At 59.6% G+C, this 15,514-nt stretch carries 13 protein-coding genes; 7 read left to right on the top strand and 6 right to left on the bottom strand.

Going from position 1 to position 15,514, the window contains the following annotated elements; all coding sequences use genetic code 11:
• Positions 1-36: 36 nt before the first annotated feature.
• Both NOR97_RS10545 and NOR97_RS10540 read right to left on the bottom strand, forming a co-directional pair.
• Positions 37-2,277 (bottom strand): xanthine dehydrogenase family protein molybdopterin-binding subunit, encoded by a 2,241-nt coding sequence (locus tag NOR97_RS10545; protein WP_257599062.1) that lies wholly within the window; start codon positions 2,275-2,277, stop codon positions 37-39.
• A 3-nt stretch (positions 2,278-2,280) separates the two neighbouring features.
• Positions 2,281-2,745: a (2Fe-2S)-binding protein gene (locus tag NOR97_RS10540; protein WP_170343745.1), complete on the bottom strand. Its 465-nt coding sequence runs from the start codon at positions 2,743-2,745 to the stop codon at positions 2,281-2,283.
• 99 nt (positions 2,746-2,844) lie between these two features.
• On the opposite strand from NOR97_RS10540, the gene NOR97_RS10535 reads away from it, so the two are divergent.
• Positions 2,845-3,423, top strand: a complete 579-nt coding sequence (locus tag NOR97_RS10535; RefSeq protein WP_170343746.1) for a TetR/AcrR family transcriptional regulator — start codon at positions 2,845-2,847, stop codon at positions 3,421-3,423.
• Here NOR97_RS10535 and kynU read toward each other — a convergent pair.
• On the bottom strand, positions 3,416-4,609 hold the full coding sequence (gene kynU, locus NOR97_RS10530; RefSeq protein WP_257599061.1) for a kynureninase: 1,194 nt from the start codon (positions 4,607-4,609) through the stop codon (positions 3,416-3,418). The two genes, NOR97_RS10535 and kynU, sit on opposite strands and share 8 nt — an antisense overlap.
• A gap of 174 nt (positions 4,610-4,783) precedes the next feature.
• Between kynU and NOR97_RS10525 the strand changes: the two genes are divergently transcribed.
• The 6 genes from NOR97_RS10525 to NOR97_RS10500 all read left to right on the top strand — a co-directional run bounded on the left by NOR97_RS10525 (position 4,784) and on the right by NOR97_RS10500 (position 11,516).
• Positions 4,784-5,233, top strand: a complete 450-nt coding sequence (locus tag NOR97_RS10525; protein WP_257599060.1) for an isoprenylcysteine carboxylmethyltransferase family protein — start codon at positions 4,784-4,786, stop codon at positions 5,231-5,233.
• Positions 5,234-5,362: 129 nt separating this feature from the next.
• Positions 5,363-6,934, top strand: a complete 1,572-nt coding sequence (locus NOR97_RS10520; protein ID WP_257599059.1) for a Re/Si-specific NAD(P)(+) transhydrogenase subunit alpha — start codon at positions 5,363-5,365, stop codon at positions 6,932-6,934.
• Between the two features lie 13 nt (positions 6,935-6,947).
• Positions 6,948-8,402: an NAD(P)(+) transhydrogenase (Re/Si-specific) subunit beta gene (locus NOR97_RS10515; RefSeq protein ID WP_152458621.1), complete on the top strand. Its 1,455-nt coding sequence runs from the start codon at positions 6,948-6,950 to the stop codon at positions 8,400-8,402.
• 161 nt (positions 8,403-8,563) lie between these two features.
• On the top strand, positions 8,564-8,920 hold the full coding sequence (locus tag NOR97_RS10510; protein WP_170343750.1) for a VOC family protein: 357 nt from the start codon (positions 8,564-8,566) through the stop codon (positions 8,918-8,920).
• A gap of 107 nt (positions 8,921-9,027) precedes the next feature.
• Positions 9,028-10,305 (top strand): DUF3422 family protein, encoded by a 1,278-nt coding sequence (locus NOR97_RS10505; RefSeq protein WP_170343751.1) that lies wholly within the window; start codon positions 9,028-9,030, stop codon positions 10,303-10,305.
• A gap of 68 nt (positions 10,306-10,373) precedes the next feature.
• The gene (locus NOR97_RS10500; protein WP_170343752.1) at positions 10,374-11,516 is read left to right on the top strand and encodes an MFS transporter; all 1,143 of its coding nucleotides are present in this window, start codon (positions 10,374-10,376) and stop codon (positions 11,514-11,516) included.
• A 1-nt stretch (position 11,517) separates the two neighbouring features.
• Here the strand turns inward: NOR97_RS10500 and NOR97_RS10495 are convergent, their stop codons facing one another.
• From NOR97_RS10495 to NOR97_RS10485, 3 genes are all read right to left on the bottom strand, one after another.
• Positions 11,518-12,498, bottom strand: coding sequence for an ABC transporter permease (locus NOR97_RS10495; protein WP_257599058.1), 981 nt, complete (start codon positions 12,496-12,498; stop codon positions 11,518-11,520).
• Complete coding sequence (locus NOR97_RS10490; RefSeq protein WP_170343754.1) at positions 12,491-13,498, bottom strand: ABC transporter permease; 1,008 nt, start codon at positions 13,496-13,498, stop codon at positions 12,491-12,493. The genes NOR97_RS10495 and NOR97_RS10490 overlap by 8 nt, the downstream gene beginning before the upstream one ends.
• Before the next feature lie 94 nt (positions 13,499-13,592).
• Positions 13,593-15,299: a peptide ABC transporter substrate-binding protein gene (locus NOR97_RS10485; protein ID WP_257599057.1), complete on the bottom strand. Its 1,707-nt coding sequence runs from the start codon at positions 15,297-15,299 to the stop codon at positions 13,593-13,595.
• Positions 15,300-15,514: the final 215 nt, after the last annotated feature.

Raw genomic sequence — 15,514 nt, 5'->3', positions numbered from 1 at the left:
CCCGACGAGGGGGAAAATCGGGCCGGTGCCGTGCGATCAGACCAGCAGGTTGAACTGATTGATCAGCGGAAGGGAACGTGCGCGCTTGCCCGTCAGGTCGAAAAGCGCATTGCCGAGCGCCGGCATCGAAGGCGGTGTTCCGGGTTCGCCCGCACCGCCCATATGCCGATTGGTTTCCAAAACGCGCACCTCGACCTGCGGGGCTGTGTGCATCCGCATCGCGTCATAGTCGGGGAAGTTGAACTGCTCGACTTCGCCGTCCGCAAAGGTGATCTCGCCGAAACATGCGGCGGACAGGCCGTACATCATGCCGCCGAACATCTGCGCCTTGACGTTTTCCGGGTCCAGCGCCAGCCCCATGTCGCAGGCAATCCAGGCCTTGCTGATGCGGATGTCGCCGTCTTCGTCGACCACTTCGATGACCTGAGCCACCGGGGTGCCGAAACTGTATGTGAAGGCCACGCCCCGGCCGACGCCTTCGGGCGTCTGACCCGTCCAGCCTGACATTTCCTTCACCGCTTCCAGACATCCCGCCGACGGCGCGTGTTCGGTCTTCATCAGATCCAGCCGGAACTCCAGCGGGTCACGGCCTGCGGCATGTGCCATCTCATCCATGAATGTCTCATGAAAAAAGCCGTTGTGGCTGTTGCCGACCGAGCGCCAGAACCCCACCGGGACAGCCAAATCGGCAATGTGGCCGCTCATGCGGTAATTCGGTACCGCGTAGGGCTGGTTGAAGAAACCTTCGACCAGCACTTTGTCGGGTCCGCCGCCGGGGAACCCGGTGTAGCGCTCGACCGCCTGTTGGGTCGGAGATTGGGCCGCGACCTTGCCGTCAATGACCACGGCCTTGCCGTCCTGAACCGCGCCGCGCATCCGGGCGATGGCGCCGGGGCGGAAATAGTCGTGACGCATGTCCTCTTCACGGCTCCAGGTTGTCTGAACCGGCGTGCCGGGCATGGCCATGGCAACCTTGGTGGCGATTTCGCCGAAATCCAGTTCGCCCCGGCGCCCAAACCCGCCACCCAGATAGGTGGTGTGGATTTGGACGGCTTCGGTTTCCAGACCGGCGGTGTTGGCGACGCGGAACTGGATCAGAGTCGGGGCCTGGTTGCCGCACCACAGTTCCAACGCATTTCCCGTATAGAGCGCGGTGGCATTCATTGGCTCCATCGTTGCATGGGCCAGATAAGGCACGCGATATTCGGCGGTGATTTCCGTTGCGTTTTCCGGGCTTGCGCTGACATCGCCGTCGTCGCGCATGGTCGAGTTCGGTGCCTCGTCAAACGCCTCGGCGATCCTGGCAAAGATGCCCTCGGTATCCGGCGGATAAGGCGCGTCGCCCCAATCGACATCAATGGCCTCGACTGCCTGATTGGCCAACCATGTGTTGCTTGCGATCACGGCCACGCCTGTGCCCAGATCGACGATCTTCTCAACCCCGGGCATGGTTCTTGCGGCGCTGTCGTCAAAGCCGTTCATCGCGCCGCCCAGTTTGGGATTCATTCGGACGCTGGCGAATTTCATACCGGGCAGGCGGACATCGACGCCGAATTCAGCAGTGCCCGTCGCCTTGCCCACCATGTCGAGACGCGGTTGGCTTTGGCCCAGATAGCGCCATTCAGACGGGTCTCGCAATGGCACCTCAACGGGTTCCAGCCCGGCGGCATCCTCTGCAAGCATTGAATAGGCGATCTTGTCGCCGTTGGGGGCAATGACATGGCCCGACGCCGTTTTCAGATCCGAGGGGTCGACACCCAACCGGTCTGCGGCAGCGCGTTTGAGTGTTTCACGGGCCGAAGCACCGGCTTGCCGCATCCGGTCGAACCCATCTTTCATCGAGGTCGAGCCACCCGTGACTTGCAGGCTGAGCGTTTTGCCCAGTACCCCGAGTGCCTCGCCCAGATTGTGCTGGAAATTCGAGATATCGTACCCCTTGTTCGGCAACCCTTCGCCCACAAGGGCCGAGTTGTAATAGGCCGCCGCAGCGGGACCATGCAGAACGGTGATCTGATCCAGATCGACATCCAGTTCCTCGGCGATCAGCGCGGCCCATGTGGTTCGGACGCCCTGGCCCATTTCCGCGCGGGGCGCAAACAAGGTGACGCCATTCTGGTCAATCAGCACAAACGGGTTCAGTGCCGCCTCGCCTTCACCGGGCTTCAAGGGGTTGGCCGCGGGTCGGGTAACGTAATAGGTGCCAAAGGCCACGCCGCCAACGATCGCGGCAGAGCCGATCAGGAACGTACGGCGGAGGATTTTTCCAACGGAAGCCATTGCTTACGCCTCCTTCAACTTGGATGCCGCGTCATGGATTGCTGCGCGGATAAGAGGATAGGTGCCGCAGCGGCACAGGTTGCCCTGCATCGCTTCGTCGATGTCTGCGTCAGTGGGGTCCGGGTTTTCCGCCAGCAATGCAGCGGCCTGCATGATCTGGCCCGACTGGCAGTATCCGCACTGCGCGACCTGATGTTCGATCCAGGCCTGTTGGATCGTGGCCAGCGCGTCCGGTGAGCCGAGCCCTTCGATCGTGGTCACGTCACCCCAGACATCCGACAGCGTCACCTGGCACGAGCGCACGGCCTCACCATCGATGTGCACGGTGCAGGCCCCGCATGCGGCCACGCCGCAGCCGAACTTGGTGCCGGTCAGGCCGACCTCATCCCGCAGAGCCCAAAGCAGGGGGACGTCATCTGGCAAGTCCACCTGGTATTGCTTGCCGTTGATCTTCAAGGTCGTCGCCATGGCGCACCTCTTGTTGCTGTGGCTGGTTTCTGACATAATTGCGTAAGAGTGTCAGGGTGTCAATTGACAAATTGGACAAAAAATGTCAGGGCTTCGGATATGAAAGACAATGGTGACGGCTCACGGCAACAGGCGATCCTGAACTCGGCGTTTCAGGCGTTTTCCACTTATGGATACCGAAAGACCTCGATGGACGACATCGCGCGCGGCGCGGGGATGTCTCGGCCGGCGGTGTATCTGCATTACAAGAACAAAGAGGCGATCGTCAGCAAACTGACCGAGCTGTACTATGCCGAAAAGAGCGTTGCGGTGGCCGAAGCGCTGGCCACCCAGGGTTCGGTGCCCGAGGTTCTGAGCCGCGCGATTCAGGCGCAGACCGAGGGGATGGCAAAAATTCTGGCCTCGCCCCACGGGCTTGAGATACTCGACAACACAAAGTCCCTGTCTGCGGAAATCATCGCGGCGGGCGAGGCCAAGCTGGCCGCGCTTTATGCGGACTGGCTGGTGCAACAGGAAAAGGCGGGCCGGGTTCGCCTGCTGGCTGACGCGGCAGAGACCGGTCGGACGATCACGGCCACGCTCAAGGGGCTGAAGCTGATTGGTGCCGGCGCCGAGGTCTATGAACGGCAGGTCGCACAGGTCGCAGCCCTTTTCGGCGCCGGACTCGAAGTCAGGTAACGCGCTGACGGATCTTGTATTCGGGCGCGTCCCACAGGCGGTTCTGCATGATATCGGCCATAATCCCGACCGCGCGTTCAACATCGCCTTCGTCGATATACAAAGGTGTAAAGCCGAACCGCATGATGTCGGGTGCACGAAAATCTCCGATCACGCCGCGGGCGATCAGGGCCTGCATGGCGGCATAGCCTTCCTTGAAACGGAACGAGATCTGACTGCCACGCTGCCGCGGATCACGGGGGCTGGCCAGTTGCAGATCCGGGCAGGTTGCCTCGACGCGTTCTATGAAAAGCTCGGTCAGTTCAACAGATTTGGCGCGGACGTCGGTCATGTCCGCCAAATCCCAGATGTCCATGGCGGCCGACAAGGCCGTCATCTGGATGATGGGCGGCGTTCCCACCCGCATCCGCTCAATGCCGCTGCCGGGGCGGTAGTCGAGATCGAAGGCAAAGGGTGCTTCGTGCCCCAGCCAACCGGACAGGGCAGGGCGTGTATTGTCTGCCAATCTGGGTGCGACATAGATGAAGGCCGGTGCGCCGGGTCCCCCGTTGAGGTATTTGTACGTACACCCGACCGCGAAATCGGCGTTGCACCCTGAAAGGTCTACGGGGATGGCCCCTGCGGAATGGGCCAGATCCCATACCGTCACTACACCGGCGGCATGCGCCAGTTCGGTCAGCGCCCTCATGTCGTGCATCCGGCCCGAGCGGTAATCCACCTCGGTCAGCATAAGAACGGCGACCTCTTCGGTGATTGCGTCGGCCACGGCTTCGGGATCGACAATCCGCAATTCGTAGTCGTCGCCGAGTGACCGCAAAAGGCCATCCGCCATGTACAGGTCCGAAGGAAAGTTGCCGTTATCCGACAGAACCACTTTGCGATCCGGATTCAGTTCAAGGGCCGAGGCCAGGGCCTGATAGACCTTGATCGACAAGGTGTCGCCGGTCACCACGCTGCCGGGCTCTGCTCCGATCAGGCGGCCAATCCGGTCACCAAGCCCGGTGGGCAGGCCCATCCAACCTGCCTTGTTCCATCCGGTGATCAGCATCTGGCCCCATTCTTCGGTCAGCATCCTTTGTACTCGCGCGCCTGCCGATTTCGGCAGCGGGCCCAGAGAATTGCCATCCAGATAGATGACGCCCTCGGGCAGGTCGAACATGGCTTTGGTTGCTGCAAAATCAGTCATGAGGGCTCGCTAACTTGTGTGAACGTCGGTGATTGCTTTTGAGGTAGTCGATCCTCAAATGTGAGTCCATGCGATGCGACATACTGGTCTTTTGCCATTTTGACCCAAAAGCGGTAGGACATCGCTCAGATGCGACATGTACTCGATCTTGTCGTCACTCAATGAGGGCTCTGCATGCGCTGGATAGACGTGCCGCCGGTTTGGCTGATTGCTTTTGCTGCGCTTGCCTGGTTGCAGGGCAAGTATCTGAAATTCGGCCTGTCGCTTGAGGGCGGTTTGACGGACCTTCTGAGCGGGCTGTTGATCGGAGGTGGAATCCTGATGGCTGTCCTGGCGGTGGTCGAATTCCGCCGTCACAAGACAACTGTTGTTCCTCATGAAACACCATCGTCGATGGTGCAATCCGGCATCTACAAGCGCAGTCGCAATCCGATCTATGTGGGCGACGTTCTGATCCTTGCAGGTCTTATTCTTCGTTTTGACGCCGTATTGTCCCTGGTTCTTGTGCCAGTCTTCGTCTGGGTGTTGGAGCGTCGGTTCATCCTGCCGGAAGAAGATCGCCTGCGTCGAACCTTTCGCGCCGACTTCGCGCGTTATGAACGCAAGACACGGCGCTGGATCTAGGGTGAATTCTGCAATGACATCACGTCAGGAATGCTGCGCTTGCGAAATAATGTTGCGCAGGATACATCTTTGCTTAACAAAGAATACCGATCACCCGCTCAGACAGATTAAGAATTAGGGGGACTGCCAGTGAAGATAGGCACGCCAAAGGAAATATTGGACGGCGAAAACCGGGTCGCGATGACTCCGGATTCGGCCGTGCAACTGCAAAAACTGGGCTATGAGTGCCTGATCGAAAAAGGCGCAGGTGCTGCTGCCGGTTTTTCGGACGCGGCGTATGAGGCTGTGGGCGTTGAGGTTGTCAAGACCGCAGCATCGCTGTGGAAGACCGCAGATATCATCGCCAAGGTTCGTATCCCGACCGAGACTGAGCTGAAACGTCTGACCAAGGGCAAGACGTTGATTTCCTTCTTCAATCCTGCCGGAAACGAAGAAGGAATGGAACTTGCCAAGTCCAAGGGCGCAAACGTGATCGCCATGGAAATGGTGCCGCGTATTTCACGCGCGCAGAAGATGGACGCATTGTCGTCGATGGCCAATATTGCCGGCTATCGCGCGGTGATCGAAGCCGGCAACAACTTTGGCCGATTCTTCACCGGTCAGGTGACTGCGGCCGGTAAAGTGCCGCCTGCAAAGGTTCTGATCGTCGGGGCCGGTGTTGCCGGACTTGCCGCGATCGGGACGTCGACCTCGCTGGGTGCAATCACCTATGCGTTCGACGTGCGCCCCGAGGTGGCCGAGCAGGTCGAATCGATGGGGGCGGAGTTCGTCTATCTGGATTTCGAAGAAGAACAGCAGGATGGAGCGGCCACCGGTGGGTATGCGTCGGTCCAGTCAGAAGAGTTCCGCAATGCGCAGTTGGCCAAGTTCCGCGAACTGGCCCCGGAAATGGACATCGTCATCACCACGGCCCTGATCCCCAACCGCCCGGCGCCAAAGCTGTGGCTGGAAGATATGGTCAAGGCAATGAAGCCGGGCTCGGTCATCGTTGATCTTGCGGCAGAGCGCGGCGGGAACGTCGAAGGTACCGTGCCGGACGAAAAGGTCGTGACGCCCAATGGCGTGACCATCATCGGCTATACCGACTTCCCCAGCCGGATGGCGGCGCAGTCTTCGTCTTTGTACGCCACCAACATTCGTCACATGATGACGGACCTGACACCCAACAAGGACGGCCAGATCAATCACGACATGGAAGATGACGTGATCCGTGGCGCGACCGTGACCTATGAGGGTGAGATCACCTTCCCGCCGCCGCCACCCAAGGTGCAGGCGATCGCGGCGCAGAAGAAGCCCGAGGTCAAGGAACTGACCCCGGAAGAGAAGAAGGCGCAGGAGATTGCGGCCTTTAAGGCGCAGACCAAGCAGCAGTTCACCCTGCTGGGTGTCGGTGGCGCGCTCATGCTGCTGGTGGGGCTGATCGCTCCGGCCAGTTTCATGCAGCACTTCATCGTCTTCGTGCTGGCCATCTTTGTGGGCTTCCAGGTGATCTGGAACGTCGCGCACAGCCTGCACACTCCGCTGATGGCGATCACCAACGCGATCTCGTCGATCATCATCGTCGGGGCTTTGATGCAGATCGGGTCGGGGTCGTTCCTGGTCATTCTGCTGGCGGCACTGTCCGTCTTCATGGCCGGGATCAATATCTTCGGCGGTTTCCTCGTAACCCGGCGCATGCTCGCCATGTTCCAGAAATCTTAAGGAGGCCGGGCACATGGATTATGGCTTCACCACTGCCGCCTATGTTGTTGCGGCTGTCCTTTTCATCCTTTCGCTCGGCGGTCTGTCGAACCAGGAAAGTGCCAAGCGCGCGGTCTGGTATGGCATCGTCGGCATGGCGCTGGCGGTTTTCGCCACGCTGGTCGGCCCGGGTTCGGGCCTGTGGTTGCTGTCACTGCTGCTGATCGCGGGCGGTGGTTTCATCGGCCAGTATGTTGCACAGCGCGTGCAGATGACCGAGATGCCGCAGCTTGTTGCGGCGATGCACTCGCTGGTCGGTCTTGCGGCCGTGTTCGTCGGTTTCAACGCGCATTTCGAGATCGGCAACGTGGCGCAGGTCATGGCCATTGCTGACAGCGCCAGCCAGGCGGACCTGTCCGATCTGGGGTCTTTTGCCAAGCTGATTGCCAAGAAAACCCCGGCTGAGCTGGCTATCCTGCACGTGGAACTGTTCCTGGGCATCTTCATCGGTGCGATCACCTTTACCGGGTCGGTCGTCGCCTACGGTAAGCTGGCGGGCAAGGTGACCTCGGCAGCGACAAAGCTGCCCGGTGGCCACGCACTGAATGCGGCGGCGGCGGGTCTCTCGCTGATCTGCCTGATCTGGTACACTTCGACAGGGGGCCTGTTTCCGCTGATCCTGATGACGCTGGCGGCTTTGTTCATCGGCTATCACCTGATCATGGGCATCGGAGGCGCCGACATGCCGGTGGTTGTGTCGATGCTGAACAGCTACTCGGGTTGGGCAGCCGCGGCGATCGGTTTTTCGCTGGGCAACGACCTGCTGATCGTGGTTGGTGCGCTGGTGGGCTCGTCGGGTGCGATCCTGTCCTACATCATGTGCAAGGCGATGAACCGCCACTTTGTCAGCGTGATCCTGGGCGGCTTTGGCGGACCTCAGGGTGAACAGATGGCCGTTGAAGGCGAGCAGATCGCCATCGAGGCCGACGGTGTGGCCGCGGCCCTGAACGACGCGGACAGCGTGATCATCATCCCGGGCTATGGCATGGCCGTGGCACAGGCGCAGCAATCGGTTTCCGAACTGGTGCGCAAGCTGCGGGCCAAGGGCAAGAATGTTCGTTTCGCTATTCACCCCGTTGCGGGCCGCTTGCCGGGCCATATGAACGTTTTGCTGGCCGAAGCGAAGGTGCCGTATGATATCGTTCTGGAAATGGATGAGATCAACGATGACTTTCCGGACACCGATGTGGCCATCGTCATCGGTTCAAACGACATCGTGAACCCTGCGGCGCAGGAAGACCCCAACAGCCCCATCGCCGGCATGCCGGTTCTGGAATGCTGGAAAGCCAAGCAGGTGTTCGTCTCGAAACGTGGTCAGGGCACCGGGTACTCGGGTATCGAGAATCCTTTGTTCTTCAAAGAGAACACCCGGATGTTCTACGGCGACGCCAAGGAGTCACTGGACAAGCTGCTGCCGATGATCGATTGATCGTCGCGTTGGATCAGATTGCAAAGGGCGCCTTTGGGCGCCCTTTTCTTTGTGAATGTGCATGGGGGCGTTGCCCCCAAACCCCCAGGATATTTCCAGCCAGATGAAGCAGGCGGAGTGTGGTAGTCTGGGGTGCCGACAAAGATGGCAGGAGGTCGAAGATGGAGAAGGTGAACGGTATCGGCGGTGTGTTCTTTCGCGCCCGCGACCCAAAGGCGTTGAGCGCCTGGTATGAGAAGCACTTGGGCGTCAATCACTATGACCCCGTGCCCTGGAAGCAGCGTGAAGGCTATACGGTCTTTGCGCCATTCGCTGAGGACACCGAGTATTTCGGACGGGCCGATCAGCAGTGGATGATCAATTTTCGTGTCGATGATCTGGCCGCGCTGACGGCGCAGCTTGAGCAGGCTGGAATCAAGGTGGAAACCAATCCTGACTGGGACAGCGAAGTTGGAAAATTTGCCCGCATCCTTGACCCCGAAGGCAACCCCATCGAGCTGTGGCAGCCAAATCAATGAGATAGCGGTGTTGTATACCGCTGTATCCCTGTAAGTATATGAAATAAAAAGAGAATTGATGTATCGTCCATGTGGCGTATAGTGCGCGTGACGAGGCGGAGCCCTGAATGACACCGATAGATGACCATCCCCTTCGCTATGCGCTGGCCAATGAATTGCATGCTCGACCGTTCCCGGTCGCGTCAATGCCCTGTACTGTGGTCTTTCTGGCGATCAAGAAACCAGAGGCTGCGGTCGCTCGTGATCGTCGTGAGGATTTGGCTCATTTGATCGACCTGCTGGACCGCCACGGCGCGCAGCATCCTCAGCCTGATGCAACACATTACGCGGGTCAGATTGGTCGCCACTGGTTGAAGTGGGAGCAGCATACCGAATTCGTGACCTACACCGCGATCGCTCAGAACGTGAGTGATCGTGCGTTCAACCCGGCCGACTTTGAAGTCTTTCCGCCTGATTGGCTGATGGCCAGCCCGGGGCAAAGGGTAACGTCGGCGATGGTGCGCGTCGTTGAACGCGAAAGTGACGATGTGGTAAAGTCAAAGCTGCTGGATTGGTTCGAGCCGGAAAGCCTGGCCGTGGCCAGAGTATTGGACGATGCCGCCATTTGTGCCAGTGATTTTCGTATCGATCCGGCAGGTCACATGCGCTTTGCCTTGTTCGTGGCCGAGGGCACCGGACGGCGCCGGACGGGACGCATTATTCAGCGCCTGTGCGAAATCGAAACGTACAAGGCGATGTCGATGCTGGGTTTCGCGCGTGTCAAGCAACTGATGCCGCGTATCGGGGAACTGGATGGGCAACTCACCCGGTTGATGGGGCAGATGACCGACAACTCGGCGCAACCTGACGTGCTGTTGCAGGATTTGCTGGCAACGTCGATCGAGCTCGAAACACTGTCGGCCCGATGTTCTTTCCGGTTCGGTGCCACCGGGGCGTATGAGGCCATCGTCAACCAGCGAATCGAAGTGTTGCGAGAAGAACGTTTCGAAGGCGGACAGAATTTCGCCGATTTCATGATGCGCCGCTATGACCCTGCAATCCGCACCGTGAAATCCACGGAACGCCGCCTTCAGGCCTTGTCGGACCGGGCGATCCGCGCCGGTGAGTTGCTGCGGACAAGGGTGGATGTGGAACGCAGCGCGCAAAACCAGGCGTTGCTGGAAAGCATGGATCGTCGGGCCGATCTGGCATTGCGGTTGCAACACACGGTCGAGGGGCTTTCCGTGGTTGCCATCAGCTATTATGCGGTTTCGCTGGTCAGCTATCTTTTGTATCCGTTGACGGCCTCTGGCATCAGCAAGGGCATGCTGACGGCGGCGGTTACGATCCCGGTTGTCGTCGCGGTGTGGTACGCGGTCCGACGCATCCGCAAACGGCTCGGTTGAGCGGCAATTGCCAGGTTTCGTCTGGCCTGTAGAACACGGGCACTTGGCACGCAGAGCGAGGGAGTCATATGATAAGCGTAGTTGCAGCATGGCGCGCTGTCGCTGCCATGTTCATTCTAAATGGCGCCCTGTTCGGAATCTGGGCGTCACGCATTCCCGCCATACGTGACAGGTTGGAACTGTCCCATGAGGCGCTTGGATTCGGCCTGTTGTTCATGGCTGCGGGGGCTGTCTGCTCTTTCCCGATAACCGGGCGGCTGACGGATCGTTTCGGTGCTGTTGCAATCACCCGGATCATTGCAGTTCTGTACACTGGGTCGCTGATCTTGCTTGCCCTGGCTGATGGGCTTTGGGGGTTGGCAGTGTTCCTGTTTGTCTTTGGCGCCTTCCACGGATCGATGGATGTTGCGATGAATGCATGGGCCGCCGAGGTAGAGCAGGCATATGACAAACCCGTAATGTCCTCGTTCCACGCAATGTGGAGCCTTGGCGCCGGTCTTGGCGCGCTCAGCGGGTATGTTGCGGTTCAGATGGGGCTGACGGTTCTTGTGCATTTCCTGCTGGCGGGCGGCGTGGTTGTCGGCCTTGCGCTTGCGTCATCCTGGGTAAGCTGGAGCTCGCGCCGATCCAAAGGGCCTCAGGGTACGGTTTTCGCCTTGCCATCCGGCGCGCTGATACTGGTTGGCATAGCCGCCTTGTGCGGAGCATTGGGCGAAGGGGCCGTCGCGGACTGGAGCGCGATATATCTGCGTGACATCACGGGGGCGACCGAAAGCGTCGCTGCCCTGGGCTATGCGGTATTTTCAGTGACCATGGTGGCGTTTCGACTTGCCGGTGCCGTTGTTATCACCCGGTTCGGCCCGGTTGTTACGGCCCGGTTCGGCGGTATTTGCGCCGCGTTTGGTGTTTTTACGGTGGTTTCTGCGGCGACGCCTTTGACAGCGTTGCTTGGGTTTGCCTTGATGGGAATTGGCTATGCCGTGATCATGCCGCTGGCATTCAGCCGGGCGGCCAGCGATCCGAATGTGCCACCGGGGCAAGCCATCGCAAGTGTAGCGACATTGGGGTATGGGGGGCTGTTGATCGGTCCGCCGTTGATCGGTCTTCTGGCGGAGTTGTTCGGCCTGCGTCTGGCTTTTGCCGTACTGCTGCCATTGGCCGTTCTGATCGTGCTGTTGGCCGGCGCGCTGAAGCGCGCCGGCTCGGTTTAGTTCAACGACCGCGGATGCGCGGATCCAGCGCGTCGCGCAGACCGTCACCCAGATAGTTGACGCTGAGAACGGTCAGCGAGATTGCCAGACCCGGCCAGAACACACGCTCGGGGTATTGCTGTAGGTAATCGACACCGTCGAACAGCAGGCGACCCCATGTCGGGAAGTCGGGCGGAAAGCCCAGACCCAGGAACGACAACGCGCTTTCGGTGATGATGGCCGTGGCAATGCCCAGCGTCGCCGATACCATGATCGGAGACAACACGTTCGGCAGGATATGCCGCGTGATGATCTGAGTGTTGCTGGTGCCGATGGACCGGGCTGCCAATACGAATTCACGCTCTTTGATGGCCAGCACGTCACCCCGTACGATCCGCGCCGTGGGCATCCACGAGGTGATGCCGATGGCGCAGACGATCAGGATGAAGATCCCGCGCTCCAGCCCGAACGCGGCCGACAGGGGCTCGCGGAACAGCAGCATCATGACCAGCAACAAGGGCAGCAGAGGCAGGGCCAGAAACAGGTCTGTCAGACGCATAAGCGGACCATCCAGCCGTTTGAAGAACCCGGCCAGAACGCCGATGAACGATCCCAGAAACAGTGCCAGCAGCATCGCGGTGATGCCCACCGATACCGAGGTTTGACCGCCCGACATCATGCGGGCCAGAATATCCCGGCCCAGTTGGTCGGTGCCGAACGGATGCGCCCAGCTTGGCCCCTGATTGCGGGCCCGGATATCGATCTGCGTCGGATCAATGCCCCAGAGATAGGGGCCCAGATACACGCCCGCTACGATGAAGATGAACAGGATCGCCCCGATCATTGCGCCCTTGTGCGTCTTGAACTGATCCCACACATCGCGCCATTGGCTGCGTGGCGGGGTCGTGAGTTCCTCCATCACATCAGCGGTTGGCAGCGCGGTGGATGCCGGGGCCAGACCTTCGTCGGGGATCAGCGTGTCTGATTTGTCGTGATCAGTCATAGCGAATCCTCGGGTCCAGAATGCCATACAGGACGTCGGCGATCAGGTTGAACAGCACGATCAGCACGGCAAAGATGAAGGTCAGGGTTTGCACCATCGGCAGGTCATTGGCCTGGATGGCCCCGATCAGCAACTGACCGATACCATTCACCTTGAAAACCTGCTCGGTGATGATGGCGCCGCCGAAGATGGCCGGGATACCCAGTGCAATGACCGTGACCACCGGGATCATCGAGTTCCTCAGGACGTGGACCATGACCACGGTGTATTCGCTGAGCCCCTTGGCGCGGGCGGTGCGGACGTAATCCTGATTGAGATTGTCCAGCATCGAGGCGCGCATGAATCGGCTGAGCTGCGCAGTGATCTGCAACGCCAGCACCATGACCGGCATGATCATCTGCTTCAGCTGCACGACGAAGCTGTCCCAGCTGTTGACCACATGCGTGGTGTCATAGATCGACGGGAACCAGCCCAGTTGGACCGAGAAAATCACGATCACCAGAACGCCCGAGAAAAACGGAGGGACCGAGAAGCCGACCATCGACACGAAGGTGCCCATCTGGTCGAACCAGGAATACTGACGATAGGCCGAATAGATGCCGATGGGCAGGGCGATCAGGATGGCGACCACATAGGCGGTGCCGACAACCCACAGAGTCTGCGGGATACGCTGAACAACGATGTCCATGACGGGCGAGCGGGTCTGCCAGGATATCACGCGCAGGTCGCCTTCGGAAAAGGTTGTACCGAACATCGAGTCGATCAGGACCTGCGGTTCGATCCAGAAGAACTGCACGATCCACTTCCAGAACCGGATATGCATCGGCTGGCCAAGGCCAAGCGCCTCGCGCATCTTTTCCTTGACTTCGGGGGGAACGGTGAGCGGAACCTGCGCCATCGGATCGCCGGGTGCGAGTTCGAGGAGCAGGAAGATGACGAGGCTGATGAACAGCAGCGTTGGAACGGCCAGCACCAGTCGTCTGATTGTGAAATTAAGCATTAAGAGGCGCCTTTATATGCGTCTTCTTGTTGGGGTGGGATGCAAATGACCGCGCCCCGATAACGATCGGGGCGCGGTTTTGCAAGGTCAGTGCTTAGGAACCGGTCTTGCGGTACCAGTCCGCAATGTTCCACAGCTCGCTGTCCCAAACGTTCAGGACAACGCCACCCAGGGTGTTTGCGTGCGCCGACAGACGACCACGGTGAACCAGCGGGATCATGCCACCGTTTTCAACCATGATGTCGTTCAGCTTTTTCGCGATCTCGGCACGTTGCTCAAGACCCGCGGTTTCAGCCAGCTGAGCGTGCAGCTTGTCGAACTCTTCGTTGCAGAAGCGGCTGATGTTCTCGCCCTGCCACTGCGTCTCGGGGCGCGGTGCCTTGTCGCACAGGCCGTTGCCCAGATAGGATTGCGGGTCGGTGCCGTTGAAGGTGTTGGCGTACATTTCAACGTCGGCATAGAACTTCTGGAACGTATCGGGCGAGCCCGGGTCACCACCGAAGAAGACCGATGCGTTGATGTTGCGCAGTTCGGTTTCAATGCCGATCTGGCTCCACCATTCCTTGATCAGCGCCTGGAAGTCCTGGCGGACGGCGTTGGTCGAGGTCTGATAGACGATCTTCAGCGGAACGCCGTCCTTCTCGCGGACGCCGTCGCCATCGGTGTCGACGATGCCGGCATCATCCAGCAGTTTCTTGGCGCCTTCGATATCTTGCGTGTCGCAGGTCATCGAGGTCGAGTTGAATGCGGCAGGGGCCGGAACCCAGTTGCAGGTCACTTTACCAGCCTGACCATAGCCGATTTCCACCAGCAGCGGACGGTCGATGGCCATCGACATGGCTTTGTAAACGGCCGGATCCTTCAGGAACGGGTGCGGGTGCTTGGCCGTCGAACGCTCGCCTTCCGGCAGCTCGGGCGACGGGTTGGTCTGGTTCAGCATGATGCGCTCGACCAGCGGGCCGAAGCCTGCAACCGGCGTACCTTTGCCGCCTTCCTGCATCTGTGCGATCACTTCCGGAGCCAGTTGCAGGTTCCAGGCATAATCAAACTCACCGGTTTCCATGACGGCACGACCAGCAGCTGTCGCGTCACCGCCGCCCTTGAAGGTCACGGTCGCAAAGGCCGGTTTGGCCGGGTCACGATAATTGTCGTTGGCTTTGAATGTAATCACGTCGTTCGGTTTGAACTCGGTGACGACAAAGGGGCCGGTGCCGATCGGGTTGAAGTTCTGGTCGGTGCATTCAGGTGCTTTCGCACCAAGGCAATCGGCGAACTGTGCGGCCTGAATGATCGGGCTTTCACCGCCGACGAACGGACCATAGGGGAAGGGGGTCGGTGCGTCGAAAGTGACTTTGACGGTCAGGTCATCAACAGCCTCGACCGAGGTGACGCCTTCGAACTTGGTCACCTGCGCGCAGCCACCTTCCGGGTGCATGCAGTAATCGGCGGTGAACTTCACGTCAGCAGCGGTGAACGGAGTGCCGTCCGACCATTTGATTCCCGGCGCGATTTTCCATGTGATCGACGTCAGATCTTCGCTGACACCGCCATTTTCCACGGTCGGGATTTCAGACGCCAGATATGGCACCATGTTGCCGTCCTGGTCGTAGCGGGCAAGCGGCTCGATCACCAGCGAGGCTGATTCCACGTCTTTCGTGCCGCCGGACAGGAACGGGTTCAGGATCGACGGGGCCTGCCAATAGATGATGCTGACATTGCCGTCCGAACCGCGCTCGGCAAAGGCCATCGGGGCCATTGCCGTGCTTGCGATCGCACCTAGCAAAAGGGTTTTGATTTTCATAAGTCACTCCCGAATTGGACACGTTCGTGTCTCGATTATCTCCGCAAGGCCTGCGGGTTTGGCGTTGCCGCTTCGGGGTAAGGTTTTGATCATTCGTGATAATAGCGCTAACGGTTTCCGTCGGCGCTGCCTCCCCAAGGCGGTTACGTTGGGTATCGAAACAGAACTTGAGAAAAATGCAAGTGGTGCCGTCGCGAAAATGTGTAATGGGTTTG

This window comes from Ruegeria sp. YS9 (genome assembly GCF_024628725.1).
GTDB lineage: Bacteria > Pseudomonadota > Alphaproteobacteria > Rhodobacterales > Rhodobacteraceae > Ruegeria > Ruegeria atlantica_C.
This window is presented reverse-complemented; position numbering and strand designations above follow the sequence as displayed.